Source organism: Pseudomonas sp. A125, assembly GCF_055409485.1.
Genome location: NZ_JBUZVP010000020.1, coordinates 69,316 through 95,622, shown reverse-complemented (window position 1 = coordinate 95,622; position 26,307 = coordinate 69,316). Strand labels below are relative to the sequence as shown.

Here is a 26,307-nt window from a genome sequence, read left to right as displayed (position 1 = left end):
GCACGGGCTCTGCAAAGCACAGGTGAACCCTTTCACCCGTCGTTCAGCGGAGCCCAGTATGCCTTGCACCTTTTTCTCGCGTTCACGTTTCATCTGGCTTGGCGCAGCATTGTTGCTGGGCCATGCCGCCGTGTCCCAGGCCGCCGCCGATGGCGATGACGCGGTGCCGTCCCTGGCCGGCAAGCGCATAGCGGTGAGCATGACTGGCACCAGTCACTACTTCGATATCAAGGCGTTCCAGGCCCAGGTCGACGAGATCAAACGCCTCGGCGGCACGCCCATCACCCTGGATGCCGGGCGCAATGACAAGAACCTGGTCACCCAACTGCAAACCGTGGTCACCCAGAAACCCGATGCCGTGATCCAGACCCTCGGTACGCTCAGTGTGATTGACCCGTGGCTCAAGCGCATCAGCAAGGCGGGCATCCCGCTATTCACCATCGATGCGTCTTCGCAATACAGCCTCAACAACACCACCTCCGATAACGTCGCCACCGGCAAGGCCCTGGCCGATCAACTGATCAAGGATGCCGGGGGCAAGGGCAAGATCCTGGTGTTCAACGGCTTCTACGGCGTGCCGGTGTGCGCGATTCGCTACGACCAGTTGAAACTGGCGCTCAAGGACCACCCGCAGTTGGAGATCATCGAGCCGGAACTGCGCGATGTGATCCCCAACACCGTGCAGGATGCTTATTCCCAGGTGTCGGCGCTGCTTAACAAGTACCCGGCCGGCAGCGTCTCGGCGATCTGGGCGGCGTGGGACATTCCGCAACTGGGGGCGAGCAAGGCGTTGATTGATGCCAAGCGCACCGAGATCAAGACCTACGGCGTCGATGGCACGCCTGAAGTGCTGGAGCTGCTCGGCCAGGCCAATTCGCCGGTGGGCGCCGTGGTGGCCCAGCAACCGGCGCTGATCGGCAAGACCGCGGTGCAGAACGTGGCCCGTTACCTGGCCGGGCAGCGCGACTTGCCCAAGGAAACCCACGTGCCGACGCTGTTGACCACGGCGGCCAACCTGGCGCAAGTCCAGCAACTGCGGGGTGATTGATGGCAGCGTTGCACTTGCAGCACCTGCGCAAACGTTTCGGCGCCACCCTGGCGCTGGATGATGCGAGCCTGAAAGTCGAGCGCGGCACCATTCACGGCCTGGTGGGCGAGAACGGTGCCGGCAAGTCGACCTTGATCAAGGTCCTGGCGGGAATCCACAAGGCAGACTCGGGGCAGGTGAGCATCGACGGTCGGCCATATGCGGCATTGTCGCCGCGCCAGGTGGACACGCTTGGCGTGCAGTTCATTCATCAGGAGCGGCTGTTGCCAGCAAGTTTTACCGTCGGCGAGGCGCTGTTTTTTGGGCACGAGTTACGCCGTGGGCCGTTTGTCGACCGGCGTCGGCAACAGCGCGAAGCCGAGCGCTTGTTGGCAGAATATTTTGAATTGCAACTACCGGCCGGGGCGCTGGTAGGCGAGTTGAACAGCGCCGAGCGCCAGGTGCTGCAAATCACCCGGGCGTTGATTCGCAAGCCGAAAATCCTGGTGTTCGACGAACCCAGCGTGGCGCTGGTCAAGCGTGAGGTCGACCAGCTGCTGCGCATCGTCAAGCGCCTGCGGGACCAGGGTTTGTCGATCCTGTACATCTCCCATTACCTGCAGGAAATCGACAGCCTGTGCGATGAAGTCACGGTGCTGCGCAATGGCCGCGATGTGGCGGTGGTGGAGCCACGGCATACCTCCAGCGCGCAGATTGCGCGGTTGATGGTCAACCGCGAGGTGCAGGAAATGTACCCCAAGGCGCGGGTCGAACCGGGCGCGCCATTGCTGCAAGTGCGCTCGCTGAACCTGGCGCGGCGCTACCGGCAGATCGATCTGGAGTTGCGCCGGGGCGAAATCGTCGGGCTGACCGGGCTGGTCGGGTCGGGCGCCAAGGACTTGCTCAAGGCCCTGTTTGGGGTGGTGCGTCCCGACAGCGGCAGCATTCATCTGGAAGGACGCTTGTTGCGCTTGCGTTCGCCCGGTGACGCCATCGCCCAAGGGATCGCGCTGGTGCCGGAAGAGCGTCGCAGCCAAGGGATTTCGCCACTGCTCACGGTGCTGGAGAACCTCACCCTGGCCGGACTTGAGCGGTTCAGCCGCTGGGGTTTGTTGAGCAAGCGCCGGGAGCATTCCGAGAGCCTGCGCCTGATCGAAGAACTGGCAATCAAGACCCCGGGCCCGCAGGCCGCCGTCAGCCAACTCAGCGGAGGCAATCAGCAGAAGGTCGCCTTGGGTAAATGGCTAAGTCGGCGCTCGGCGGTGTACCTGCTGGACGAGCCGTGCGTGGGCGTGGATGTCGGTGCCAAAGTCGAGATTTACCGCTTGGTCGGGCGCCTGGTGGAAGAGGGCGCTGCGGTGCTGGTGCTGTCTTCTGACCTGCCGGAACTGCTGGGGATTTGCGACCGCATCCTGGTGATGCATCGCGGCCAAATCGCCGGTGAATTCCTGGCCGGTGAGACGGACAGTGATCAACTGTTGGCGTGTGCCACCGGCGCGGTGCACCCTGTTTTATCTGCACCCGTAAGCCGGGAGGTGGCACATGCACCTGCTTGAAAGCGCTGCCCCAGGCTTGTCCCAACGGGTATGGGTGTTGTTGCTGCGACGGGGTTCGGTCGGGGTGTTCCTGGCGATCCTGCTGGGGTTCGCCATTGCCGCGCCGAACTTCCTGTCGGTGGGCAATATTGCCAATGTGTTCAGCCAGTCAGCGATCCTCGGCGTGCTTGCCTTCGGCCTGACCTGCGTGATTATCGGCGGCGGCTCCAACGTGGTGGCCGGCGGGCTCGACCTGTCGCTGGCGGCGAATCTGGGGTTGTGCGCGGCGGTGTTCAGCCGACTCAACAACGCCGGTCTGGACCTTTGGGCAAGCCTGCTGCTGACTTTGGGCTGTGGCCTGGCGGTGGGCCTGCTCAATGGCCTGGCCGTGGTGGTGCTGCGCTTGCCACCGTTGCTCGCCACTCTGGCAAGCATGAATGTGCTGGCCGGGTTGGAGTTGGTCCTGACCGAAAATACCGTGGTTTCTACGGATTCACCGTTGCTCGACCTGCTCAGTGGCGCAACCTGGCTGGCAGTGCCGGCCCTCGCCTGGGTGTTGCTGGTGACGGCATTCGTGCTGACCCTGCTGATCCAGCACACCGCCTACGGCCTGCGCCTGCATGCCGTCGGCGAGTACCCGCACGCCGCCGAGGCCGCAGGGGTTCGGGTACCGGCCTATGTGCTTTCCAGCTATTTGCTGTCCGGGCTGTGTGCGGCGGTGGCGGCGTTGTGTTCGGCGGCGTTTTTCAGCGGCAGCACCACCGGCTCCGGCGACATGTTGCTGTCGGTGGTCGCGATTGCGTTTCTCGGGGTGGTGTTTTCCCGGCGGCTGGTAGCGAGCATCCCCGGCACCTTGCTGGCGACCTTGTTGATCGGTTTTTTGATCAACGGGTTTCAGTTGCTCAACCTGTCGAGCTTCTGGGTCAACGGGGTGCAGGGCGTGCTGATTCTGTTGGTGGTCGCGGCTTCCAGCGCATTGAACCGGGGAGAGCATTCATGAGTCGGGTATCCACGCTGCAAGCACACGGTGGCGGTTGGCGGTCACTGTTGCCCCTGACGTTGCCGCTGGTTTTCGTGGCCATTGTGCTGGTGTTTGCCTGGCAAGCGCCGGGGTTTCTCAGTGGCGGCAACCTGAAAAGCCTGGTGCTGAATAACTTTGTGCTGCTGGCGATTGTCGCCATCGGCATGACTTACGCCGTGGCGGCTGGCGGCATCGATTTGTCGGTGGGTACGGCGCTGGATTTCGCCAGTTTCAGCTTTGTGGTGCTGCTGAATGCCGGGCACGGGTTGGGTGTGGCGGTCGCGGGCGCGTTGGCCGCCGGGCTGCTGGTAGGGCTGTTCAATGCCGGGTTGATCGCGGGCCTGCGGATCAGCCCGTTCCTGGCAACCCTGGGCACCTTGTTTATCGGCACCAGTGCCCAGCAGTTGCTCTCCGATGGCGGCCAGCCGATCTACATTGCGCAAGGGTTCAAGCCGGAACTGGCGAACTTCAGTCCAGTGGGCGTGCCATTGCCGTTAATGATCGTACTGGTGTTGGCGGTGGTGTATGGCCTGCTACTGGCCCGTGGGCGCCTGGGGCGTGAACTGTTGGCTCACGGCACCCAGCCGCTGCTGGCGTATTACTCGGGGTTGTCGGCGCGGCGCATCGTCACCACCACGGTGCTGGCGGCGGCGCTGGCGTGTGGGGTGGCGGGGATTCTGCTCAGTTCGACGGTGAGCGCCTATGTGCCGCTGTCGGGCAATGCATTCCTGCTGAATGCGATTGGCGCGGTGTTTATCGGAACCACCCTGAATCGCCAGGGCCGGGCGAATATTCCGGGCACGCTATTGGGCGTGCTGTTTATCAATGTCATCGCCAATGGCTTGCTATTGATCGGCTGGAATTTCTACTGGCAGCAAGTGGCCACCGGCTTGCTGATTTTTGTCGTGTTGGCTTTCAGCTTTATCAGCCGCAGGATTGCCCAAAACACCTGAGGCGCAGCGCCCCAGGTGTCGACCTGGCGGTTACTTTTCCCAGTCGGCCTTGGGAATCAACAGCCCGTGGTTGCCGTTGTAGGCGGCGCGCTCGGGCTGTTTCCAGCCCTCCAGCAGCGCGTCGTCGAGACGGTAGATCTCAACCCCCAGCGGCCGGCAGACCTTCAGCGGGTCTTCGGCATCCGGGCCCCACATTGGTAGCGACAGGTCGCCGCCGGGGCAGGTGGAGAGGGCGCACAGCAGGTCGATTTCGGCAAAGAACTCCAGGTAGTCGCCCTGTTTGGCCGGGCAGGCTTTCATGAAGTACATGTCGTCGTGGTTCAGGCCGGTGCACTGGAAGATATTCAGCACGTCGTGCACATCGAACTCGGTCAAGCCATGGGGCAGCACAGCGCGAGTCAGGTTGGAGTGGCAGTGGTGGTGGAAGTCTTCGCCGGTGAGCATCTTGTTCACGTAGGGGTCGCAGCGCGTGCCGAGCAAGTCGTGCAGGCGCCCGCCATGTTCATCGATGCCGTAGTCGGCCAGGCTGTCGTCGGTGATGGTGACCATCGGCCGCAAAAACGGCAGGTTCGACCATAGGCGATCGTAGGTGCTGACGTGGGCGCCTTGCAGTTGGCGGGTACGTGCCGCCCACATGCGTTCGCGGGGGTCGTTGGCACTCCACACGTTGAAGTCGCCGACCTGCGGGCCCACCGGGGTGGTCACGCGGAACACATGGCCTGCCGGCACTTTCCAGGCGCGGCCGGTGCGGATCGGCACTTCGAATTGCTCGATCAGGGTGCGGCCATCCCGGGACTCGCGCACACGGTCATAGAAGGCTTTGTCGACCTGCAAGGCAGCGCCTTTGCTGACTTGGTAGGCTGCTGGATAGTCCTTGTACATGGTAGGTCCTCGTTTCAGGGTTTTGGGATGCTGCTCAGGATGTCCAGCAGCAGCGATTCGGAGTCGTTGAGGTAGCTGGCCAGGGCTTCGCCGGCGGCCTCTTTATGGCCGTCAACCAGCAGGTCGTGGATCTGCCGGTCGCGCTCCAGCCAGGGTTTCTGGAAGGTTTCCTCGCTGGGAGCGTTGGAAAACACCAGGCGCATCTGGGCCGCAATATGGGTAAAAAACTCGTCCAGCAACGGGCTGCGCATCAGCCCGACGATGTGTTGGTGAAAGCGCAGGCTGTGGGTGCCGAAGGCCTGCCAGTTCTCGCGGTCCTGGGCCAGTTGCGCGGCCTCGATGGCGTCGAGCATCAGGTCGGACTGGTACTCGCGCAGCGGCTTGCTGGCCGCAATCGCCTGCAGCTCCAAGGTGCGCCGCACCTTGAAGATGTCGCGTACCTCATCCACCCCCAGGCGACGCACGATCACGCCTTTATTGCGCACGTAACTGGTCAGGCCCTCGCGGCCCAGGTGGTGCAAGGCTTCGCGCACGGTATTGCGCGAGGCGTTGTAGGCGTTGACCAGTTCGCTCTCCACCAGCGGCATGCCGGGCAGCAGGCGGCCGCCGATGATGTCTTCGCGCAGTTCGATGGCAACCTGGTCGGCCAGCGACAGGCTGGGTTCCTTGGCTTGGCTCACGTTGGGGCTCCTGGGGCTCACGCCAGTTGGACGTCTTTGAGGAACTTGGTCATGCGTTCGCTGCGTTGCTCGAGCATTTCGCGCGGCGCGGCGTCCTGGATAATCTCGCCGCCTTCCATGAATACCACGCGATCGGAGAGCTTGAACGCGAAGTTCATTTCATGGGTGACGATGACCATGGTCATGCCTTCGCGGGCCAGTTCCTCGATCACCGCCAGCACGTCGCCCACCAATTCCGGGTCGAGGGCCGAGGTGGGCTCGTCAAACAACATCACCGAGGGCCGCATCGCCAGGGCCCGGGCAATCGCCACCCGTTGCTGCTGGCCGCCGGACAACTGGTGCGGGTATTTGCCGGCGTGTTCCAGCATGCCCACCTTGCGCAGCAGGGCCAGGCTCAACAGGCGCAACTCTTCGCCGCCACCATGGGCATGGTAGACGGGGGCCAGCATCACGTTCTCAAGGGCGGTTTTATGCGGGAACAGGTTGAACCCCTGGAACACCATGCCCACGTGGACAATGCCGCGCATATGCACCTTGTGCCCCAGTGCGCCTTGCGCTTCCTGGGTGCCACGCAGGAACGGCTGGCCTTGCAGGGTGATTTCGCCGCGGTCCAGGCTTTCGAGGCCGTTCATGGTGCGAATCAGCGTGGTCTTGCCCGAGCCCGACGGGCCGATGATCGACACCACCTCGCCCCAGCGCACATTTAGTTCCACACCCTTGAGCACTTCCAGCTCGCCATACGCCTTGCGCACCGCGCGGGCCTGCAGGGCGAACTCGCCGGGCTCGGCCTGGCCCGGGGCTCGTCCCGTCGCCACCTGGTCAAGTTCGGCAGCGGCGATTGCCTTGGGTTTGCGGCGGGTCACATCCAGGTGGTTTTCCAGTACGCGCAACAGCCAACTGAACACTGTCACGATGAATACGTAATAGAACGCCACGGCCAGCATGGTCTCCATCACCAGGAAGTTCTGGGTATAGAGTTGTTGGCCCACCAGCAGGATTTCCGAGAGCGAAATCACCGACACCAGTGAGGTCAGCTTGACGATGGTGATGTATTCGTTGGCCAGCGTCGGCAGGGCAACCCGCAGCGCCTGCGGTACCACGATCAACCGCTGAACCCCGCGATAACCCACGCCCAGCGCCTTGCCGGCTTCGCGCTGGCCCTTGACCACCGCCAGCAAGCCGCCGCGATGAATCTCGGCGATGTAGGCGGCTTCACTCAGCACCAGGGCGATCAAACCCGCAGAGTACGGGTTGGACAGCACCACGCTGGTCGATGGAAATACTTGCGGCAGGTTGTAGACGAAAATCAGCAGGACCAGCAACGGCAGGCTGCGGAAAAACCAGATGTAGGCCCCGGCGCAGTCCCGCAGCCAGCGGCGCTCCGACTGCCGCGCCAGGGCCAGGAAAAACCCCAGCACGATCCCCAGCAGCCAGGTTTCCAGGCTCAGTTCGACCACGGTGCCGACGGCGCGCCAGAAGTCGCCGTTCCATAACAGGCCCAGGGTGTAGTGCCAATCGAATTGCATAAAGGTGCTCCGCGTGTCAGTTACCCAGTGCCGCACTGATCTCGGCGGCGTTTGGCTCGGCCAGGTTGTAGTGCGCGAGCAGCCTGGCGTAGCTGCCGTCCTGTTTGATCTGGCCCAGGGCAGTGGTCAACTCCTGCAGCAGCGCCGGGTTTTCCTTGCGTACGGCCAGGCCGACCACCACCGGGTAGATCAACTCGCTGGAGCTGATCACGGTTTTGCCGTGCAGTTTTTCGACGGTGATCTTTGCGACCGCGGCGTCTTCCATCTGCACGTCGACCGCCTGGGCCAGCAGGGCTTGGGCGGCTTCCGGGGAAGTCGGGAACTCACGGGACTCGATCGCCGGCTTGCCCGCAGGGATGCAGTATTGAGCCGATACGTTGTTCAGCTTTGGCACCCACGATGCGCCCTTGATCGAGCCGACACGCTTGCCGCACAGGTCTTCCGGGCGTTGGGGCTTGAAGTCACCGGCACTGAGCACCATCAGCGAAGAGCCGGTCTTCAGGTAGCTGAGAAAATCCACCTGCCTGGCGCGCTCGGGCGTGACATACAGCGCCGAGGCCACCACGTCGAAACGCCGGGCGTTGACGCCCAAAATCAGGTTGGCGAAACGGGTGTCGAGAAAACGCGGCGTCAACCCCAGTTGTTTGCCCATCAACTGCATGAACTCCGGGTCGAAACCGGCGGGGGTCTTTTGCTCAAGGTAGGTGTAGGGCGGGTAGGTGAGGTCAGAGCCGATCGACAGCTCGCCCTGTTTGAGGGTGCCCTTGACCTCGGCAGCCGACAGTAGCGGTGCCACACACGCCAGCGTTATCGCCAGCCCCAGGGTGCGGATGGTGTACTTGCCCGTCAGACCTTTTTGCATGTTCGTTGCCTCGGTTGCTGGATGCAGGGGTGGTTTGGATTGTTCAACAATCGTGTATTAGTGAGTAAGCGTTTTTCGTGCCAATGTTGGCTGATTGATATTTTTTGATGGGGTTTACGGATGTGAGGATGTGTTTTTGTAAACGCGCACACCAAAACAGTGCGAGTCGCTACCGAGTGCCATATTGTGAAGCGCGCAGGCATGGAGTTTTGCGGGGCATAAACCACGTACTTATTGATAAAGTGCTGCTTCGTTACCGTGAGTGAACAGCAATGACGTCGATGTCCCAACGCCGCTCAACCTTGATTGCCTTGTTGGTCGCCGTCACCTTCTTCATGGAAAACCTCGACGCTACGGTGATCGCGACCGCATTGCCGGACATCGCGAGCACATTCGGGGTGGGCGCGGTGGACGTGAACATCGGCATGAGCGCCTATATGCTCGCCGTGGCGGTGTTTATTCCCATCAGTGGCTGGCTGGCCGACCGCTTGGGTTCGCGGTGGGTTTTCGGTTCGGCCATTGTGCTGTTCAGCGTGTCGTCCCTGATGTGCGGCTGGAGTGACAGCTTGCAGACCTTCGTCGCCGCGCGGGTGTTGCAGGGCATCAGCGGCGCGATGATGGTGCCGGTGGGGCGCCTGGCGGTGCTGCGTACCACCGAGAAAAAAGACCTGGTGCGGGCGATTTCATTCATCACCTGGCCCGGCCTGGTGGCGCCGATACTTGGCCCGCCGGTGGGCGGGTTTATCGTGACCCATGCGTCCTGGCCGTGGATTTTTTACCTCAATTTGCCGCTGGGGCTGCTGGCCTTGATCGCCACGCTGGTGTTGATTCCCAAACGTGAAGAGGTTACTTCCCGCACATTTGATTTCAGTGGTTTCCTGCTGGTGGGCCTCGCCAGTGCCGCGCTGTTGTACGGTGTCGAACTGCTCGGGCAGAGTCGTGGCAGCTTGTTGCAGGGCCTTGTGCTCAGTGGTGCAGGGATGATTCTGGGTGCCTTCGCCTGGCGCCATATGCGCCGGCATGCGCAACCGTTACTGGCGCTGGGTGTGGTGAGCGTACGCACCTTCAGTGTGTGCCTGTGTGGCGGGTCGATTTTCCGGGTGGCCATCAGTACCTTGCCGTTTTTGCTGCCGTTGATGTTTCAACTGGCGTTCGGGCTGTCTGCCTTTGATGCGGGGTTGCTGGTGCTCGCGGTGTTTGCGGGCAACCTGGCGATGAAACCGTTCACCACCTGGGTGATGCAGCGTTGGGGCTTTCGCCCGGTACTGATGATCAACGGCGTCCTTGGCGTGCTGGCGATTGCGGCGTGTGCGCTGCTGGATGAGCGCATGAGTTGGGCGTTGATCCTGTTTATTCTGTTCGTGGGTGGCCTGTCGCGCTCCATGCAGTTCACCTTGTTCAATACGCTGGGGTTTGCCGATATACCCAAGGCGCAGATGAGCGACGCTTCGACGTTGTTCAGCATGTTTTTCCAACTGAGCATGGCCATGGGCGTCGCGATTGGCGCGCTGTTGTTACGTTTTGCCATGAATTTTCACGGCAACACCGGGCAGGCCGCAACGGCCGACTTCCAGATGACGTTCCTGTTGGTAGCAGTGATTGCGGGCGTGGCGCTACTGGATAACCTGCGGTTGCCGCCCCAGGCCGGTGAGTCGGTTTTGCAACGCAAGTGAGCCCACGATACCTTCGGGGTATGAAGCAACACCTATTGAATATTGGACGGTTCGAGTTCCCCGCATCAACCTGCGGTGAAGTACACACGCAGGGCCCATAACAATAAAGGCGCAACCATGACCGTGCTATTGAGTGAGCGCAGCCAGATTTTTGATCGTGCAGATGCCTACGCCGTGTCCGACTACGTCAACCAGCATGTGGGCAGCCACTGCATTCGCCTGCCGCCCAAGGGCCGTCCGCAGGCGAGTATCAGCCATCGGACTTTTTCCAGCCTGGACCTGTGCCGCATCAGCTACGGCGCGCCGGTACGGGTGACGTCGGTGGCGCTCGAAACCATCTACCACCTGCAGATCCTGTTGCACGGCCACTGCCGCTCGAACTCCCGTGGCGAAGAGCAGGTGTTGGGGCCAGGGGAAGTGCTGCTGATCAACCCGGATGACCCGGTGGACCTGACCTATTCCGCCGACTGCGAAAAATTCATCATCAAAGTACCTGTGCGCCTGCTGGAAAACGCCTGCCTCGAACAGCACTGGACGTTGCCGCAGCAGGGCATCCGTTTCGCCGCGCCGCGCCACGCGCTCAACGAAATGGGCGGGTTCCTGCAATTGTTGGGGCTGATCTGCCACGAGGCCGAAAACGCCGCCGAGCCCGAAGTGCAGGGCCTGTACGAGCGCATCGTGGCCAATAAGCTGCTGGCGCTGCTGGCCAGCAACGTACTGCGGGTGATCCCGCGGCCGGACCAAGGCGGCGGCTTTGAAGCGGTGCGTCAATTCATTGAGGAGCATCTGACCGACAACATCAGCGTCGAGCAACTGATGACTGTCGCCAGGGTCAGCGAGCGTTCGCTGTATAACCTGTTTGAACGTCAGGTCGGCCTGTCGCCCCGGGACTACCTGCGCCAGCGCAAGCTGGAGCGGGTGCACGCCATGCTGCAACTGGCCACAGCGCGCAGTGTGACCGAGGTGGCGCTGGATCATGGGTTTGTGCACCTGGGACGATTCTCCGAGGCCTATCGCAAACGCTTTGGCGAGCTGCCCTCGCAGACCTGGAAGCGTCGGCTTGCGCCAGGCGGATAACGAATTGCAGCCAGCGGATATTGAGGGGTAGGGCAAGCACATAAGGTGGGGGGGCCTGATACAAGAACAACCGAGGGCCTACCCCATGATCAGCACATTTGACCGACTCGCCTTGCAACTGCGCGAATCTGTCCAGGAAGATCCCGCCACCGGGGTGTTCCGTTGCCGCCGCGACATATTCACCGACCCCGACCTGTTTGCCCTGGAGATGAAACACATTTTCGAAGGCGGTTGGGTCTACCTGGCACACGAAAGCCAGGTGCCAGAAATCAACGACTACTTCACCACCTGGATCGGCCGCCAACCGGTGGTCATCACCCGCGACAAACAAGGCACCCTGCATGGCCTGGTCAACGCCTGTGCCCACCGCGGGGCTATGCTCTGCCGCCGCAAGCAGGGCAACAAGGGTTCGTTTACCTGCCCGTTCCACGGCTGGACCTTCAGCAACGCCGGCAAGCTGCTCAAAGTGAAGGACGCCAAGACCGGCGCCTATCCCGACAGCTTCGACTGCGACGGCTCCCACGATCTCAAGCGCCTTGGCCGCTTCGAAAACTATCGCGGCTTCCTGTTCGGCAGCCTCAGCGAGACGGTGCCGGAACTCAGCGATTACCTGGGTGAAACCCGGGTGATCATCGACCAGATGGTCGACCAGGCACCGCTGGGCCTGGAAGTGCTGCGGGGCAGCTCGTCGTATGTGTATGACGGCAACTGGAAGCTGCAGATCGAAAACGGTGCCGATGGTTACCACGTCAGCTCCGTGCACTGGAACTACTCGGCGACCATGGGCCGGCGCAACTATGAAGCCGAAGGCACGCGCACCGTCGATGCCAATGGCTGGTCGAAAAGCCTGGGCGGCGTATACGCCTTTGACCACGGCCATATCCTGCTGTGGACGCGCCTGCTCAACCCCGAAGTGCGCCCGGTGCACGCCCACCGCGAAGCGCTGGCCGAGCGCCTGGGCCAGGCTCGTGCCGACTTTATCGTCGATCAAACGCGCAACCTGTGCCTCTACCCGAATGTGTACCTGATGGACCAGTTCTCCACGCAGATCCGCGTGGTGCGGCCAATTGCGGTCGACAAGACCGAAGTCACGATCTATTGCATGGCGCCCAAGGGTGAAAGTGCCGAGGAACGCACAACGCGCATTCGCCAGTACGAAGACTTCTTCAATGTCAGCGGCATGGGCACGCCGGACGACCTGGAGGAATTTCGCGCCTGCCAGACCGGCTACCAGGGCGCGACCACCTTGTGGAACGACCTCAGCCGCGGCGCCAGGCAGTGGGTCGAAGGCGCCGACGAAAACGCCCAGGCCATGGGCATGCACCCGCAACTCAGCGGGGTCAAGACCGAGGATGAAGGCCTGTTCGTCCGCCAGCACGCCCATTGGGCCCAGAGCCTGCAACGCGCGATTGAGCGCGAGCGCCAAGGCTTGATCGCCACGGACAAGGAGGTGCTGTCATGAGTGCTTCCCGCGACCGCCTGCTGGACTTTCTGTACCGCGAAGCGCGCCTGCTGGATGACCGCCAGTGGGACGAATGGCTCGAATGCTACTCACCCAAGGTCGAGTACTGGATGCCGGCGTGGGATGACCACGACACCCTGACCGAAGACCCCCAAAGCGAAATCTCGCTGATCTATTACCCCAGCCGCGACGGCCTGGAAGACCGCGTGTTCCGGATCAAGACCGAGCGCTCCAGCGCCAGTACCCCGGAGCCGCGCACAGCGCACCTGATCACCAACCTCGAAGTGCTGGCCGACGACGGCCAATACGTGGAGCTGCGTTTCAACTGGCAAACCCTCAGCCATCGCTACAAGACTACGGATACGTACTTTGGCACCTCGTTCTATCGCCTGGACATCCGCGCCGATCAGCCGCTGATCACGCGCAAGAAAGTGGTGCTGAAAAACGACTACATCCATCAGGTCATCGACATCTACCACATCTGAGGACACGCGCATGACGTACTCCATTGCCCTGAACTTCGAGGACGGGGTGACCCGTTTTATCGACTGCAAGGTGGGTGAAAAGGTCCTCGACGCGGCCTTTCGCCAACGTATCAACCTGCCCATGGACTGCTCGGACGGCGTGTGTGGCACTTGCAAATGCCGCTGTGAAACCGGCGCTTATGACCTGGGCGACGACTACATCGAAGACGCCCTGAGCGAGGATGAAGTCGGTGAGCGCCAGGTGCTGACGTGCCAAATGGTGCCGCAGTCCGATTGCGTGATTGCCGTGCCGGTGCCGTCCAGTGCGTGCAAGACCGGCACCGCGCAGTTTGCCGCGACGGTGGCGAGCATTACCCGGCATGCCGATGCGGCGCTGGAGGTGAGTTTCGAACTGGACCAGGCGCCGGTATTCCTGCCGGGCCAGTACGTGAATATCGGCGTGCCGGACAGTGGGCAGACCCGCTCGTACTCCTTCAGCAGCAAGCCCGGCGACCAACGCGCAAGCTTCCTGATCAAGCATGTGCCGGGCGGGCTGATGAGTGGCTGGCTGGAACGCGCCCAGCCGGGCGATGCCGTACCGATGACCGGGCCGCTGGGGAGTTTTTACCTGCGTGAAGTGGCGCGGCCGTTGTTGTTGCTGGCGGGCGGCACCGGGCTGGCGCCGTTCCTGTCGATGCTGGAAGTGTTGGCCGAACGCGGGGAAACCCGCGCCGTTACGCTGATCTACGGCGTGACGCGGGACCAGGACCTGGTGCTGGTCGAGGTGCTGAAAGCCTTCGCCAAGCGCCTGCCCAACTTCAACTTCGTCACCTGCGTGGCGGACCCACAGACCACGCATCCGCAGCAGGGTTATGTCACCCAGCACATGGCCGCAAACGTGCTGAACGACGGCGACGTGGACGTGTACCTGTGCGGGCCGCCGCCGATGGTCGACGCGGTGCGCCAGCACTTCAAGAACCAGGGCGTCACCCCGGCGAGCTTCCACTACGAGAAGTTCACGCCCAACGCCATCGTCACCGGCGACGCCGCCTGAGGAAAGCACCATGAACTCACGTTTCAATACCAAGGTGGCGCTGGTTACCGGCGCCGCCCAGGGCATCGGCCGGCGTGTTGCCGAGCGTTTGCTGGAAGAGGGCGCCTGGCTGGTGGCGGTCGACCGTTCGGAACTCGTGCATGAATTGCAGCATGAGCGGGCATTGGTCCTTACCGCTGACCTTGAACAGCATGCCGAATGCGCCCGTGTGATGGCCGCGGCCAAGGCGCGTTTCGGGCGTATCGACATCCTGGTCAACAACGTTGGCGGCACCATTTGGGCGAAGCCCTTCGAGCACTACGCCGAGAGCGAAATCGAGGCCGAAGTGCGCCGCTCGCTGTTCCCGACGCTGTGGTGCTGCCATTGCGTGCTGCCCTACATGCTGGAGCAGGGCAGCGGCGCCATCGTCAACGTGTCCTCGGTTGCTACGCGCGGGGTGAACCGCGTGCCGTATGGCGCGGCCAAGGGCGGCGTCAACGCCCTCACGGCATGCCTGGCCCTGGAGACCGCCGGCAGTGGCATCCGCGTAAATGCCACCGCACCTGGCGGCACCGAAGCGCCGCCGCGCCGCATCCCGCGCAACAGCCAACCCCAGAGCGACCAGGAGCGCGTCTGGTACCAACAGATCGTCGACCAGACCCTCGACAGCAGCCCGATGAAGCGCTACGGCAGCATCGACGAACAGGCCGGCGCCATCCTGTTTCTGGCCTGCGATGAGGCCTCCTACATCACGGGCGTCACCTTGCCGGTAGGCGGCGGCGACCTCGGCTGACCCACTGCTGTACCTGCAGACACTGACTCACAACAACAATAATGAGAGCACTGCCATGCGTACCCATGACGTTCATTCGATTATCGATAACGCCCGTTTCAGCCGCTTCCACTGGCTGGTGATGGGCTTGTGTGCCTTGCTGTTGATCTTTGACGGCTATGACTTGTTTATCTACGGCGTGGTATTGCCCTCCATCATGAAGGAGTGGGGCTTGTCGCCTTTGCAGGCAGGCGCCCTGGGCAGTTATGCGCTATTCGGCATGATGTTCGGCGCGCTGGCGTTCGGCAGCCTGGCGGACCGGATTGGCCGCAAGAAAGGCATCGCCATTTGCTTCACGTTGTTCAGCGTTGCCACGGTGGTTAACGGTTTTGCCGGCAGCCCGACTGAGTTCGGTATTTGCCGGTTTATCGCAGGCTTGGGTTGTGGCGGGTTGATGCCCAATGCAGTCGCATTGATGAACGAATACGCACCGAAGAAGATCCGCAGCACCCTGGTAGCCTTGATGTTCAGTGGTTATTCACTGGGCGGCATGCTCTCGGCGGGCGTGGGGATTTACCTGCTGCCGCGCTATGGCTGGGAGTCGATGTTCTTCGTCGCCACCGTGCCATTGTTGCTGCTGCCGGTGATTGTCTATTGGCTGCCTGAATCGGTCGGCTTCCTGATTCGCCAGGGCCGGCTGGAACAGGCTCGTGCCTTGCTCAAGCGCCTGTCGCCCGACACCTGCATCGAAGCCGACGACACGTTGCAGATCAGCGCCGGCAAAGGCAAGGGCGCCTCGGTGCTGGAGCTGTTTCGCCATGGCCTGGCGGTACGCACCGCGTCGATCTGGGTCGCATTCTTCTGCTGCCTGCTGATGGTCTACGCCCTGAGTTCGTGGTTGCCCAAGCTGATGGCCGGTGCCGGTTACAGCCTGGGGTCGAGCCTGTCGTTCCTGCTGGCGCTGAACTTTGGCGGCATGGCCGGGGCGATTCTCGGCGGCTGGCTGGGTGACCGGCTGAACCTGGTGAAAGTCATGATCGGCTTCTTCATCGCCGCTGCGGTGTCCATCAGCCTGCTGGGCATCAACAGCCCGATGCCGGTCCTGTACCTGCTGATCTTCATCGCGGGCGCCACCACCATCGGCACACAAATCCTGCTGTATGCGGGCACTGCGCAGCTATATGGCTTGTCGATTCGTTCCACCGGGTTGGGTTGGGCGTCGGGTATCGGCCGCAACGGCGCGATTGTCGGCCCGTTGCTGGGCGGTGCACTGATGGGCATCGAACTGCCGCTGCAACTTAACTTTCTGGCCTTCGCCGTTCCCGGCGCCATCGCTGCGCTGGCGATGACTGCGTATGCCCTGAATGAGCGGCGCTCCAGCACCGATTTGGTCACTGCGCAGGCGCTGTGACTTTTTAAACCGTCGATAACAATAACTAAGAGCAACGACATGAACACACAACGTATCTGGCTGTCCCTGTTGGGCATGCCCCTTGCGGCGACAGCGGCCGAAGGTGGTTTTTTCGCAGACTCCACGGCCACCTTGCAGGCCCGCAACTATTATTTCAGCCGCGACTTCTCGGACATTGTCGGGGCCAACAAACAGTCAAAGGCAGAGGAGTGGGGCCAGGGTTTTATCCTGACCTATAAATCCGGCTATACCCCGGGCCCCGTCGGTTTTGGCCTGGATGCATTGGGCACCTTGGGCCTGAAGCTCGACAGCAGCCCGGACCGCACCAACACCGGCTTGCTGCCGGTCAAGGGCGATGGCAGCGCCCCGGACGATTACAGCCGTTTGGGCCTGACCTTCAAGGCCAGGTTCTCCAAGACCGAACTGAAGGTCGGCGAGCTGCAACCCAACCTGCCGGTGTTGGCGTTCAGCGACATTCGCCTGCTGCCGCCGAGCTACCAGGGCGTAAGCGTCAGCTCCGGGGAAATTGCAGGCCTGACGGTACAGGCCGGGCACTTGACCACCACCAGTCTGCGCAACGAAGCCGGTGACGAGAAGATGATCGCCATGCTCGGCCATGTGCCGCAGCGCGGTGCAGAAAGTGATGCATTCAACTACCTCGGTGGCGACTACGCCTTCAACACCAACCGCACCAGCGTCAGCTATTGGCATGGCCAACTCAAAGACATCTACAGCCAGGACTTTATCGGCCTCAAGCACAGCCAGCCAATGGGCGACTGGGTGCTCGGGGCCAACCTGGGTTACTACGATGCCCGCGAGGACGGCGACAAATTGCTCGGCAAGATCGACAACCAGGCGTTTTTCTCGCTGCTGTCGGCCAAGCATGGCGGGCATATCTTCTACGTGGGCTATCAAGCCATGTATGGCGACAGTGCGTTCCCGCGGGTCTTCGCCAACATCACGCCGCTGGGTAACGAGGTGCCCACCTACGAGTTCGCCTACACCGACGAACGCTCCTGGCAAGTGCGGTACGACTATGACTTTGTGGCGCTGGGCATTCCGGGGCTGACCAGCACGGTGCGCTATATCACCGGCAATAACGTGACCACCGGCGCCGGCTACGAAGGCCGTGACCGCGAGCGTGACCTGGACATCGGTTATGTGGTGCAAAGCGGCACGTTGAGCGGCCTGGGTATTCGGGTACGTAACGTCATGGCCCGTTCGAACTACCGCAGCGATATCGATGAGAACCGGTTGATCCTCAGTTACACCTGGAAGCTGCTTTAAACGCCGCCCTGGCACGTACCCATGACCTGGTAGTTGACGGTATGGCGGGCGCCCTGGCTGTCGAGGTAAACCATCGTCGCCGGCTCTACCTGGCAACTGCCGGGCACGGGTGAGATTGAAACGATGCGCTGGATATCCGGCGCATCATTGCTGCCAGCCGCCAGGGCGCCGGTGGCGGTGAAGAGCAGGATCAGGCTGAACCATTTGATATTCATGATGAGTCCCTCTGTGAGTAGGCTTCATTTTAGTGAATGGCGCAGCGGGATAAAGCCAGGAACAGGTGAATGATTCATACGTATTGCGTAGCAATCAAGGGGCAACGCTGATGGACCTGCTCAATGGCATGCGAGTGTTTGCCCGGGTTGTCGACACTGGCAGTTTTGCCGCCGCGGCCGAGGCCCTGGAAGTGTCCGGGGCGCAGGTGTCGCGATTGATTGGCGAGCTGGAAAAACACCTTGAGACCCGCCTGTTGCAGCGCACCACAAGGCGCCTGAGCCTGACTGATTCCGGCGAGCGGTTCCTGCTGCGCTGTCGCGACATTCTTGAAGACGTGAGGGAAGCCACGGCCGAGGCCAGCGGCGCGCACCTCAACCCTCGCGGGCGGTTGCGGGTGCATTGCATGAGCGGGTTGGGAGTATTGATCACGCCATTGATTGCCCGCTACAGCGAGCAATACCCGGATGTATGCATGGAGTTGACCTTGTCACAGCACAACCCGGACCCGCTGGAAGAAGGCCACGACGTGGTGATCTCCATCGCCCATTCGTTGCCGGATTCGGCGTTGGTCAGCCAGACGATCGGGCAGTTGTTCAGTGTGCCCTGTGCGGCTCCGGGATACCTGGCCAGGTACGGCGTGCCCAAGTATCCGCAGCAGTTGATGCAGCATCGACGGTTGCATCTGCAGGACTTCCAGGAGGATGCGTGGTTGTTCAAAGGGGAAGAGGGCGAGGTTGCGATTTCGCCGGGTGACACCTTCAGGACCAATGTCGCGGATGCGATGGTCAAGGCGACGCAGGAAGGCATGGGCATCAGTTTATTGCCGTTTTTCAGCGCAAGCGCGGCGTTGCGCGAGGGCTCGTTGGTGCGGTTGTTGCCCGCCTATCGGCTACGGGAGCGGAGCATTTTTGCGGTGTATCCATCGAGGCGCTTTCTGGATGCCAAGGTACGCACGTGGGTGGCGTTTTTGCAGGTGCAACTGCCGGTGTTGTTGGCGGAGCAGGTGAAAGTGATTGAGGCGCCTCGAGGCTAACGTTGCAGTACGGCGGATGTAACCGAGCCCTGCTGGCCACGCGGGCGACCGGTGCCGGCGGGCGCGTGGAAACAAACTCCTCTTCAGACTAATAGGAATAGGCAAACTTCCTGGATTTACCGGCATAGGTCGACGGCGATTACCTGACTACCATGGGTGCACGTCAACCGAGAGGCATCTCCCATGAGTATTCACAAAACCCTGTTCATCACCGGCATCAGCAGCGGCTTTGGCAAGGCGCTGGCGGCAGAGGCGTTGGCTGCCGGCCACCGCGTCATCGGTACCGTGCGTAACCAGGACGCGTTGCAAGCGTTTGAAGCGTTGTGCGCGGAACGTGCCCATGGGGTGATCCTGGATGTCACCGACTTTGAGCGGATTGACAGCGTGGTCGCCGAGACCGAGACCCGCTTCGGCCCGGTGGACGTCCTGGTAAACAACGCAGGTTACGGCCACGAGGGCATTTTCGAAGAGTCGCCGCTGGAAGACATGCGTCGTCAGTTCGACGTCAACGTGTTCGGCGCCGTGGCCGTGACCAAGGCCTTCGTGCCGTACTTCCGCCAGCGCCGCAGCGGGCACATCATCAACATCACGTCGATGGGCGGCACGATTACCATGCCGGGTATCGCCTATTACTGCGCCAGCAAGTTCGCACTGGAAGGCATCTCCGACACCTTGAGTAAAGAACTCAAGCCGTTGAATATTTTTGTCACCGCTGTAGCCCCCGGCTCGTTTCGCACCGATTGGGCCGGCCGCTCGATGCAGCGTACGCCCCGCAGCATTGCCGACTACGATGCCAGCTTTGACCCGGTGCGCCAGGCGCGGGAAGAGAAAAGCGGCCACCAATTGGGCGACCCGCAAAAAGCCGCACAAGCGATGTTGATGCTGATCGCCTGCGCCAACCCACCGGCGCACCTGCTGCTGGGCAGTGATGCGTTGGGTTATGTGCGGGAAAAGCTGGTGCAATCCCTGCGGGATATCGATCAGTGGGAGGCGCTGACGCGGTCTACGGATGGTTAAGCGGTGAGTCAGAGGCTATCGGGGTCCCCGTTCGACAGTGGGTGATCTTTGATGGCCATGACGTGTTTATCTGCGGGGTAGTCCTGCCGTCGACCATGCTCGCTGTTGCCCCTTCTGGTGCATACGCATGTGGGGGATTGAGGGCGCTTAACCTGTGGCTTTTAGAGTGAGCCGGTCATTAAGCCAACGAAATAGCCTCAATTTAATGCCAATTATTGTTGAGGTTTACGCAACAAAAGTGCGCAGCAGGTAACCCTGATGTGCACGATTGTGTAGCGTGGTAGCACATTCGAGCCTGCTTGGGGTATCCCACAAAAACCTTATCAGTCAGCTAAATGACTGAACCGGCATGAGTGCGATTTTTTAAGTCAGGCGCAACAACCTCGCTCAACTACCCGCCAAGGCCAGTGTCACCCGCAGCGTAGCCGTCGCTCAGGTATGCCCGTTTGACTGGACACCGGTGGGCAACCGGTCATATCAACGAAAAACCAGTCAGTGGCATATGCGCTGCACACTTATTCGGTCATCAAGTCTTCACCGGAATAGGCGAGCTTATGACGAAAACATTCCCCAACCACACGGTTGTCTACGACGTCGTCGTTATCGGCGGCGGCGTTGTGGGATGCGCAATGGCAAGGCGTTTTACGCTCGAGGGCGCGCGCGTCCTGCTGCTTGAAAAAAGCCCCGATATCTTGTCCGGGGCAAGTAAAGGCAACAGCGCAATTTTGCACACCGGCTTTGACGCGCCACGCGCAAGTTTGGAGCTTGCGTGCATGCAGGCCGGGTACCAGGAGTACCTGCAGATCTACCGGAAGATGGGATTGCCGCTGCTTGAGACCGGGGCGATGGTGGTGGCATGGAACGAGGATGACCTGGGCAAGTTGGAGGGGATTATTCAACAAGCCCATGACAATGGTGTCGCGGATGCGCAGTTCATTGATCGCGCGGGGGTCATGGCGCTTGAGCCTGATCTTGCGTCCACGGCCCTCGGTGCGGTGAAAGTGCCCGGCGAGTTTCTGATCGATCCGTGGTCTGCGCCCTTGGGCTATCTGCTGCAAGCGATGTTGCACGGTGCCCAGGTCCAATTTAATGCGCAGGTGAACAACGGCCACTTCGACGGCGACACGTGGTCGCTGACCACGACTGCCGGTGCGGTGAGGGCGCGCACCGTGATCAATTGCGCGGGGTTGTTCGGTGATCACCTTGAGCGCGACCTGCTCGGCCAATCCAGCTTCTCTATCCACCCGCGTAAAGGCCAGTTCGTGGTCTTTGACAAGGCGGCTTCACGCTATTTGAACAACATCATTTTGCCGGTGCCGAACGAGCGTACCAAAGGCATTGTGTTGACGAAAACGGTGTACGGCAATTTGCTCGTGGGCCCAACCGCAGAAGAACAGGACGACCGCCTTCATGCAGGGCTCGACAGCGCGGTCCTGCAGCAACTGGTAGACGCCGCGGTGCAGCGGATTCCCGCGCTGGAGGGCATGCCGGTGACGGCCACGTATGCCGCCTTACGCCCTGCCAGTGACAAAAAGGAATACCGGATACACACAGTCCCCGGTAAAAACTGGATCACCGTGGGCGGTATCCGGTCCACCGGCCTGACCGCAGCACTGGGCATCGCCCGGCACGTGTTCAGCCTGTACGAGGCCCGTCACACGCCGCTGACCGCGCAAAGCCTGCAGTGGCCGACGCTGCCCAATCTTGCCGAGCATTTACCGCGTGATTACCAGACACCCGGCTATGGGGAGATCATTTGCCACTGCGAAATGGTCACGCTCAGGGAGATCAACGCGGCACTGGCCAGCACGTTGCCGCCGGGCGACCTGGGTGGGCTGAAGCGCCGCACGCGAGCCTGCATGGGGCGTTGCCAGGGCTTTTATTGCTCGGCGCGGGTGGCCGAACTGAGTGCCGGCCGCCTGGCTATCCCGCTCGCTACAGGTGCCTGCCATGAAGCCCATTAAGACGGAACACGTCGACGTCGCGATTATCGGCGGCGGGCCATCCGGCCTTGCGGCGGCGGTGCAACTGCGTAGGTTGGGGGTTCAAAAAGTGCTCGTTATCGAGCGCGAACCCGAAGCGGGTGGCATTCCTCGTCACTGCGGCCATCCGCCGTTCGGGTTCTGGGAATACGGCAGGATTTACAGCGGGCCGGCTTATGCCAGGCGCAACGTGAGTGAAGCGCTCAACGCTGGGGTGGATATACGTGTGAAGCATTCAGTGATCAAGCTGGGCGCAGGCGGCCGCTTGGAAGTCGTCAGCCCGCAAGGGCAGACCAGCCTCCAGGCGCAGCGGGTGTTGATTACCACCGGCGCAAGGGAAACGCCGCGCTCGGCGCAGCTGGTAGGCGGCGATCGTCCGTTGGGGGTGATCAACACGGGCGCCTTCCAGTCGTACCTTTACCTGGAACACCTCAAGCCGTTTGAGCGCCCGCTGATCGTTGGCACTGAGCTGGTCAGCTTGTCTTCAATCATGAGTTGCAGGCGTGCCGGTATTCGGCCCGTGGCGATGATCGAGGCGAATAACCGCGCCACCGCGCGCTGGCCACTGTCGCTATTCCCGCGCCTGTGCGGTGTACCCATGCATTACGGCGCGCAGTTGGTCGAGATTCATGGCACGGGTCGCGTCGACGGCGCAAGTGTGCGCTTGGCCAATGGCAGCCTTGAAACGTTTGACTGCGACGGTGTACTTTTCACCGGGCGTTTTACCCCGGAGTCCAGCCTGGTAAGGCTCGGCGAGCTGCGGCTGGACCCCAACAGCGGCGGGCCGGTCATCGACCAATACGGGCGTTGCTCTGACCCGGCGTACTTTGCCGCCGGTAATGTGTTGCGGCCTGTAGAAACGGCAGGGTGGTCATTTCGCGAAGGTCGCCAGATCGCCAGCCTGATCGCTGACGATCTGCGTGGGCAACTCCCGTCATCCCGTCAAACAGTTGAGGTTCGCTGTAAAGGCGAACTGAAACTCTGCGTGCCTCAGCGGTTGAACCTTTCTCCTGTGCCGGGCATGAAACATCTTCAACTGCGCGTGAACAAAGCGGTGCGTGGGCGCCTGGTGGTGAGGGCTGACGGCCAGGCGTTGTGGTCGCGCTCGGCGTGTTATCTGCCCGAGCGCAGAATTTTGATACCGATTGCCGGCCTGAACGTGCCCCAGGGTGTTCAGCAACTTGAAGTCGACTTTGTCGCCGAATAACAAAAGGAGACCTGAAGCATGCGCATCGCCGCTATCGATCAAGGCACTACCAGTACCCGCGTAATGGTGGTCGACCAGAATGGTTCAGCTGATATCCAGCTCTCGCTGCGCCATCAACAGCATCACCCCCATCCAGGTTGGGTCGAGCATGACCCACTGGAGCTGCTTAACAATATCCAGCGTTGCCTGGAGTCCACTGGCCGGGTGGATGCGATCGGCATCGCCAACCAGGGGGAAAGCTGCCTGGCCTGGGATGCCAAAACGGGAGAACCCCTGTCTCCGGTGATCGTGTGGCAGGACAATCGCACCACGGCTGAGATCACCAAGCTGCGCAGCGCCGGGCGCGAGGCGTTGACCCTGGAACGCGCCGGGCTGCCGCTGGACCCGTATTTCTCTGCCAGCAAACTTGCCTGGATCGTGCAACACCTGCCCGCCGCTAAAAACGCGCTCAACGCCGGGCGCCTTCGCCTTGGGACCACCGATGCGTACTTTCTGGACCGGCTCACCGGTGTTTTCGCCACCGATGTGACCACCGCGTCGAGAACCTCGCTGATGAATTTGTCGACTGGCCAATGGGACTCTGATCTCTGCGAACTCTTTGGTGTGCCCATGGAATCGCTGCCTGAAATCCGCGACACCGTGGGCAATTTTGGTGAAATCGGGGTTACCCCGGTGACGGCGTCCATCGTCGACCAGCAAGCCTCTCTGTATGGGCACGGCTGTCGAAGTGAAGGTGACGCGAAGATTACCTTCGGTACAGGCGCTTTTGCGCTGACGTTGACCGGCGACCAGATCATTCGCGCGCCCGATAAAGGCCTGTTGGCCACCATCGCCTGGAAAATCAACGGCAAGGCAACCTACGCCATGGACGGTGGCGTGTACGACGCCAGTGCTGCCGTGGAATGGGCGGGGCGGCTGGGCCTGTTTTCCGACTTTTCGCAGCTGGCAGCGTTCGACGAGCCGCCGGCGATCTCCCGACAGTTGGCGTTTGTGCCGGCCTTATCGGGCCTGGCCTGCCCGCACTGGGACCGCAGTGCCGCCGCACTCTGGGTTGGAATGAATGGCAGTACCACGCGCCAGGACATGTGCCAGGCCGTGCTGGAAGGCGTTGCGTTAAGAAGCGTCGAAGTGATCACCGCGATGGATGGGTTTCTTACCGTCACCGATCGCTTGTCCATTGATGGCGGGTTGGCGCGCAGCCCTTACTTCGCGCAGTTTCTGGCCGACGCGCTGCAACGGTGCATTGTGACCCAGCGCTTTGATGAGCTGACTTCTTTCGGCTGCGCGGCACTGGCGGCCCAAGGCATGGGTATCGAGTTAACGCCACCCCGTGACACCCGTACCCAGTTCAGGCCGAAAGTCAGCGCCGCACAAGCGCTTGAATGGCGCAATACGTTTGCAGAGGCGGTTAAACGCTGCAGGGACTGGCGTTAGCTGATCGCAAGTGCGCCGCTGGCAGTCGAGCAGAAGTTCTGTAAGTTCTTTTGCTCAGTTAAAGCCTGCCCGCAGCGCGTCTGTTTGACTGTTTGAACGCTGAGGAAAGTGCAATTCCACAGTGCAAAAACAGTCTGGCATGTGAAGTGCGTTTAATAAAAGCGACTCCCACTCTTCGCCCATCAAGTGCGAAACAGGGGGAGTCTGTTCGCGGTGCATACTCCAGGAGACATTAAATGTCTGAATATAAAAAAGCAGGCGCGCAGGCGCACGGCTCAAGCACAACAGTGGGCGAAGACGGCTACCAGGCTCAATTCGAAAGAACATTGGGAAAGTTTGAATCTTTTGCGGTGGCTTTCTCATTCATATCCATTACAACCGGCTTGTTCGCCACTTACGGAAGTCTGTTGATTTCAAGTGGCCCCGTGGGTATTTGGACCTGGCCAATCGTGACACTGGGAACACTTTTGGTGGCGTTGGTGTTCGGCCTGCTTGCCAGCAAGATTCCATTGTCGGGTTTCAGCTATCAGTGGGCGAGCCGCCTGGTCAACCCGGTATTGGGGTGGTGGTTCGGTTGGGCGAGTTTTGCGTTTCTGGCGATTGTCGCGGTGGCGGTCGATTACAGCCTTGCGCAGGTGGCGTTGTTCCCACTGCTGGGCTGGGACTACACAGCCGCCGCCGGGGCATCTACCACCGTCGCCTTGTTAGTGGTGCAGATGCTGCTGATCATCTGGTCTACGCCTATCTTGACCAGGATCAACAACATGGCCGTCGGCGCGGAAGTGCTCGCGGTGTTTGGCTTGATCGTGGCGATTGGCGTGGCGGTGGCGTTCTTTGGTAAAGGCAATGCCTCAAACCTGGTCTCGACCGGCGTCATTCACAGTGACAATTACTTTGGTTGGCTCGGGCCCTTCATGCTGTCCGGGTTGCTCGGCGCCTTCACGCTGGTGGGTTGGGAGTCGGCGGCAAACCTCGCTGAAGAAACACACAACCCCAAGCAAGTGGTTCCGCGCGCCATGGTTAACGCGATACTGGTCAGTGGCGTACTCGGCACGCTGTTCCTGATCGTCGTCAGCCTGGGGCTTGGGGATCATGTGGAGGAGCTGACCAAAAGCTCCGCCCCCGTTGCGGACGTGATCCGTATGACCTTGGGAGAGGTGTTCAGCAAGGTAGTGCTCGTGGTGGTGTGCATCGCGATTTTCGCCTGCGGCCTCGTGATCATGACCAGCAATAGCCGCCTGATTCATGCGATGGCGCGCGATGGGCGTTTGCCCTTTTCTGAAAAACTCAGCGTGGTGCCTCGCCCTACAGGCGGCCCGCTATGGGCAACTGTGCTGGCCGGCGTCGTTTCGATTGCCATCGTCTTGAGCTTCTACACCAGCCCCGACGCGTTGACCCAGCTATTGGGCGCAGCCACCCTGTTTCCTGCCTTGCTCTACAGCGGCACCGTGTTGCTATACATCTTTACCCGCCACAAACACGTCCATCACCCCGACGATTTCACGCTTGGGAAGTGGGAGTGGCCGGTGGTTGTCGGCGCGTGTATCTGGCTGTTCGTAGAGATGTGCGTGTTCATCATTCCGTCTGATTTTCGCGTGGCGCAACTGTATGTACTGGCGTCCATGGGCATCGGTGCACTGGTTTTCCTGTCGGTCTGGATGAACCGTCGCAAGCAGCTTGAACGCATGCCGGTGCTGGGCGCCTATCTTTAACCCACCGCGCTCACGGCGCGGGGACCGGGTGGGCCCATAGC

At 61.3% G+C, this 26,307-nt stretch carries 23 protein-coding genes; 18 read left to right on the top strand and 5 right to left on the bottom strand.

Annotated elements, in window-relative coordinates:
* The first annotated feature begins 58 nt into the window (after window positions 1-58).
* Genes ACZRN6_RS24545 through ACZRN6_RS24530 form a run of 4 tightly spaced genes read left to right on the top strand, consistent with a single transcriptional unit; the run spans window position 59 to window position 4,536 of the window.
* Entirely contained in the window at window positions 59-1,048 is a 990-nt protein-coding gene (locus ACZRN6_RS24545; protein WP_464009061.1) for a sugar ABC transporter substrate-binding protein, read from the top strand.
* A complete protein-coding gene (locus ACZRN6_RS24540; protein ID WP_464009060.1) occupies window positions 1,048-2,583 on the top strand; it encodes a sugar ABC transporter ATP-binding protein in 1,536 nt (511 codons plus the stop codon). The genes ACZRN6_RS24545 and ACZRN6_RS24540 overlap by 1 nt, the downstream gene beginning before the upstream one ends.
* Entirely contained in the window at window positions 2,570-3,562 is a 993-nt protein-coding gene (locus ACZRN6_RS24535) for an ABC transporter permease (protein WP_322144989.1), read from the top strand. Before ACZRN6_RS24540 ends, ACZRN6_RS24535 begins: the two co-directional genes overlap by 14 nt.
* Complete coding sequence (locus ACZRN6_RS24530; protein WP_464009059.1) at window positions 3,559-4,536, top strand: ABC transporter permease; 978 nt, start codon at window positions 3,559-3,561, stop codon at window positions 4,534-4,536. Before ACZRN6_RS24535 ends, ACZRN6_RS24530 begins: the two co-directional genes overlap by 4 nt.
* 30 nt (window positions 4,537-4,566) lie before the next feature.
* On the opposite strand, the gene ACZRN6_RS24525 is transcribed toward ACZRN6_RS24530, so the two are convergent.
* The 4 genes from ACZRN6_RS24525 to ACZRN6_RS24510 are packed head-to-tail and all read right to left on the bottom strand — an operon-like array spanning window position 4,567 to window position 8,486.
* Complete coding sequence (locus tag ACZRN6_RS24525) at window positions 4,567-5,418, bottom strand: urea carboxylase-associated family protein (RefSeq protein WP_167664246.1); 852 nt, start codon at window positions 5,416-5,418, stop codon at window positions 4,567-4,569.
* Between the two features lie 14 nt (window positions 5,419-5,432).
* Window positions 5,433-6,098, bottom strand: coding sequence for a GntR family transcriptional regulator (locus ACZRN6_RS24520; RefSeq protein WP_322144991.1), 666 nt, complete (start codon window positions 6,096-6,098; stop codon window positions 5,433-5,435).
* Between the two features lie 17 nt (window positions 6,099-6,115).
* On the bottom strand, window positions 6,116-7,624 hold the full coding sequence (locus tag ACZRN6_RS24515) for an amino acid ABC transporter permease/ATP-binding protein (RefSeq protein WP_464009058.1): 1,509 nt from the start codon (window positions 7,622-7,624) through the stop codon (window positions 6,116-6,118).
* A gap of 16 nt (window positions 7,625-7,640) precedes the next feature.
* On the bottom strand, window positions 7,641-8,486 hold the full coding sequence (locus tag ACZRN6_RS24510; protein WP_464009057.1) for a transporter substrate-binding domain-containing protein: 846 nt from the start codon (window positions 8,484-8,486) through the stop codon (window positions 7,641-7,643).
* Window positions 8,487-8,758: 272 nt separating this feature from the next.
* Here ACZRN6_RS24510 and ACZRN6_RS24505 point away from each other — a divergent pair, with 272 nt between their 5' ends.
* The 8 genes from ACZRN6_RS24505 to ACZRN6_RS24470 all read left to right on the top strand — a co-directional run bounded on the left by ACZRN6_RS24505 (window position 8,759) and on the right by ACZRN6_RS24470 (window position 17,665).
* Window positions 8,759-10,159, top strand: a complete 1,401-nt coding sequence (locus ACZRN6_RS24505; protein WP_464009056.1) for an MFS transporter — start codon at window positions 8,759-8,761, stop codon at window positions 10,157-10,159.
* Between the two features lie 117 nt (window positions 10,160-10,276).
* Window positions 10,277-11,236, top strand: a complete 960-nt coding sequence (locus ACZRN6_RS24500; RefSeq protein ID WP_464009055.1) for an AraC family transcriptional regulator — start codon at window positions 10,277-10,279, stop codon at window positions 11,234-11,236.
* A gap of 85 nt (window positions 11,237-11,321) precedes the next feature.
* Window positions 11,322-12,698 carry a Rieske 2Fe-2S domain-containing protein gene (locus tag ACZRN6_RS24495; protein ID WP_322144996.1) on the top strand — a complete coding sequence of 459 codons (1,377 nt, stop codon included), beginning with the start codon at window positions 11,322-11,324 and terminating at the stop codon, window positions 12,696-12,698.
* Window positions 12,695-13,183 carry a benzoate 1,2-dioxygenase small subunit gene (gene benB / locus ACZRN6_RS24490; protein WP_464009054.1) on the top strand — a complete coding sequence of 163 codons (489 nt, stop codon included), beginning with the start codon at window positions 12,695-12,697 and terminating at the stop codon, window positions 13,181-13,183. The genes ACZRN6_RS24495 and benB overlap by 4 nt, the downstream gene beginning before the upstream one ends.
* A gap of 10 nt (window positions 13,184-13,193) precedes the next feature.
* Window positions 13,194-14,216, top strand: coding sequence for a benzoate 1,2-dioxygenase electron transfer component BenC (gene benC, locus ACZRN6_RS24485; RefSeq protein ID WP_464009053.1), 1,023 nt, complete (start codon window positions 13,194-13,196; stop codon window positions 14,214-14,216).
* 10 nt (window positions 14,217-14,226) lie between these two features.
* Entirely contained in the window at window positions 14,227-14,988 is a 762-nt protein-coding gene (locus tag ACZRN6_RS24480) for a 1,6-dihydroxycyclohexa-2,4-diene-1-carboxylate dehydrogenase (RefSeq protein ID WP_322144999.1), read from the top strand.
* Window positions 14,989-15,043: 55 nt separating this feature from the next.
* Complete coding sequence (locus ACZRN6_RS24475; protein WP_464009052.1) at window positions 15,044-16,378, top strand: MFS transporter; 1,335 nt, start codon at window positions 15,044-15,046, stop codon at window positions 16,376-16,378.
* 39 nt (window positions 16,379-16,417) lie between these two features.
* On the top strand, window positions 16,418-17,665 hold the full coding sequence (locus ACZRN6_RS24470; protein WP_322145001.1) for an OprD family porin: 1,248 nt from the start codon (window positions 16,418-16,420) through the stop codon (window positions 17,663-17,665).
* Here ACZRN6_RS24470 and ACZRN6_RS24465 read toward each other — a convergent pair.
* The gene (locus ACZRN6_RS24465) at window positions 17,662-17,880 is read right to left on the bottom strand and encodes a DUF2790 domain-containing protein (protein ID WP_322145002.1); all 219 of its coding nucleotides are present in this window, start codon (window positions 17,878-17,880) and stop codon (window positions 17,662-17,664) included. The genes ACZRN6_RS24470 and ACZRN6_RS24465 overlap by 4 nt on opposite strands.
* 110 nt (window positions 17,881-17,990) lie before the next feature.
* Here ACZRN6_RS24465 and ACZRN6_RS24460 point away from each other — a divergent pair, with 110 nt between their 5' ends.
* From ACZRN6_RS24460 to ACZRN6_RS24435, 6 genes are all read left to right on the top strand, one after another.
* Complete coding sequence (locus ACZRN6_RS24460; protein WP_464009051.1) at window positions 17,991-18,914, top strand: LysR family transcriptional regulator; 924 nt, start codon at window positions 17,991-17,993, stop codon at window positions 18,912-18,914.
* A gap of 183 nt (window positions 18,915-19,097) precedes the next feature.
* On the top strand, window positions 19,098-19,931 hold the full coding sequence (locus tag ACZRN6_RS24455; RefSeq protein ID WP_464009050.1) for an oxidoreductase: 834 nt from the start codon (window positions 19,098-19,100) through the stop codon (window positions 19,929-19,931).
* A gap of 554 nt (window positions 19,932-20,485) precedes the next feature.
* Complete coding sequence (locus ACZRN6_RS24450) at window positions 20,486-21,895, top strand: NAD(P)/FAD-dependent oxidoreductase (protein ID WP_322145004.1); 1,410 nt, start codon at window positions 20,486-20,488, stop codon at window positions 21,893-21,895.
* Window positions 21,882-23,120, top strand: coding sequence for an NAD(P)/FAD-dependent oxidoreductase (locus ACZRN6_RS24445; protein WP_464009049.1), 1,239 nt, complete (start codon window positions 21,882-21,884; stop codon window positions 23,118-23,120). The genes ACZRN6_RS24450 and ACZRN6_RS24445 overlap by 14 nt, the downstream gene beginning before the upstream one ends.
* Window positions 23,121-23,138: 18 nt before the next feature.
* Window positions 23,139-24,554 carry an FGGY family carbohydrate kinase gene (locus ACZRN6_RS24440; RefSeq protein ID WP_464009048.1) on the top strand — a complete coding sequence of 472 codons (1,416 nt, stop codon included), beginning with the start codon at window positions 23,139-23,141 and terminating at the stop codon, window positions 24,552-24,554.
* Between the two features lie 236 nt (window positions 24,555-24,790).
* Window positions 24,791-26,266 (top strand): amino acid permease, encoded by a 1,476-nt coding sequence (locus tag ACZRN6_RS24435; RefSeq protein WP_322145007.1) that lies wholly within the window; start codon window positions 24,791-24,793, stop codon window positions 26,264-26,266.
* The last annotated feature ends 41 nt before the right edge of the window (window positions 26,267-26,307 follow it).

Bases quoted from the DNA above. Each gene is read 5' to 3' on its own strand.
- ACZRN6_RS24515 (WP_464009058.1), bottom strand. From the start codon at position 7,624: ATGCAATTCGATTGGCACTACACCCTGGGCCTGTTATGGAACGGCGAC.
- benC (WP_464009053.1), top strand. From the start codon at position 13,194: ATGACGTACTCCATTGCCCTGAACTTCGAGGACGGGGTGACCCGTTTT.
- benB (WP_464009054.1), top strand. From the start codon at position 12,695: ATGAGTGCTTCCCGCGACCGCCTGCTGGACTTTCTGTACCGCGAAGCG.
- ACZRN6_RS24540 (WP_464009060.1), top strand. From the start codon at position 1,048: ATGGCAGCGTTGCACTTGCAGCACCTGCGCAAACGTTTCGGCGCCACC.
- ACZRN6_RS24510 (WP_464009057.1), bottom strand. From the start codon at position 8,486: ATGCAAAAAGGTCTGACGGGCAAGTACACCATCCGCACCCTGGGGCTG.
- ACZRN6_RS24480 (WP_322144999.1), top strand. From the start codon at position 14,227: ATGAACTCACGTTTCAATACCAAGGTGGCGCTGGTTACCGGCGCCGCC.
- ACZRN6_RS24455 (WP_464009050.1), top strand. From the start codon at position 19,098: ATGAGTATTCACAAAACCCTGTTCATCACCGGCATCAGCAGCGGCTTT.
- ACZRN6_RS24500 (WP_464009055.1), top strand. From the start codon at position 10,277: ATGACCGTGCTATTGAGTGAGCGCAGCCAGATTTTTGATCGTGCAGAT.
- ACZRN6_RS24495 (WP_322144996.1), top strand. From the start codon at position 11,322: ATGATCAGCACATTTGACCGACTCGCCTTGCAACTGCGCGAATCTGTC.
- ACZRN6_RS24460 (WP_464009051.1), top strand. From the start codon at position 17,991: ATGGACCTGCTCAATGGCATGCGAGTGTTTGCCCGGGTTGTCGACACT.
- ACZRN6_RS24445 (WP_464009049.1), top strand. From the start codon at position 21,882: ATGAAGCCCATTAAGACGGAACACGTCGACGTCGCGATTATCGGCGGC.
- ACZRN6_RS24530 (WP_464009059.1), top strand. From the start codon at position 3,559: ATGAGTCGGGTATCCACGCTGCAAGCACACGGTGGCGGTTGGCGGTCA.
- ACZRN6_RS24505 (WP_464009056.1), top strand. From the start codon at position 8,759: ATGACGTCGATGTCCCAACGCCGCTCAACCTTGATTGCCTTGTTGGTC.
- ACZRN6_RS24450 (WP_322145004.1), top strand. From the start codon at position 20,486: ATGACGAAAACATTCCCCAACCACACGGTTGTCTACGACGTCGTCGTT.
- ACZRN6_RS24435 (WP_322145007.1), top strand. From the start codon at position 24,791: ATGTCTGAATATAAAAAAGCAGGCGCGCAGGCGCACGGCTCAAGCACA.
- ACZRN6_RS24465 (WP_322145002.1), bottom strand. From the start codon at position 17,880: ATGAATATCAAATGGTTCAGCCTGATCCTGCTCTTCACCGCCACCGGC.
- ACZRN6_RS24470 (WP_322145001.1), top strand. From the start codon at position 16,418: ATGAACACACAACGTATCTGGCTGTCCCTGTTGGGCATGCCCCTTGCG.
- ACZRN6_RS24535 (WP_322144989.1), top strand. From the start codon at position 2,570: ATGCACCTGCTTGAAAGCGCTGCCCCAGGCTTGTCCCAACGGGTATGG.
- ACZRN6_RS24475 (WP_464009052.1), top strand. From the start codon at position 15,044: ATGCGTACCCATGACGTTCATTCGATTATCGATAACGCCCGTTTCAGC.
- ACZRN6_RS24525 (WP_167664246.1), bottom strand. From the start codon at position 5,418: ATGTACAAGGACTATCCAGCAGCCTACCAAGTCAGCAAAGGCGCTGCC.
- ACZRN6_RS24545 (WP_464009061.1), top strand. From the start codon at position 59: ATGCCTTGCACCTTTTTCTCGCGTTCACGTTTCATCTGGCTTGGCGCA.
- ACZRN6_RS24440 (WP_464009048.1), top strand. From the start codon at position 23,139: ATGCGCATCGCCGCTATCGATCAAGGCACTACCAGTACCCGCGTAATG.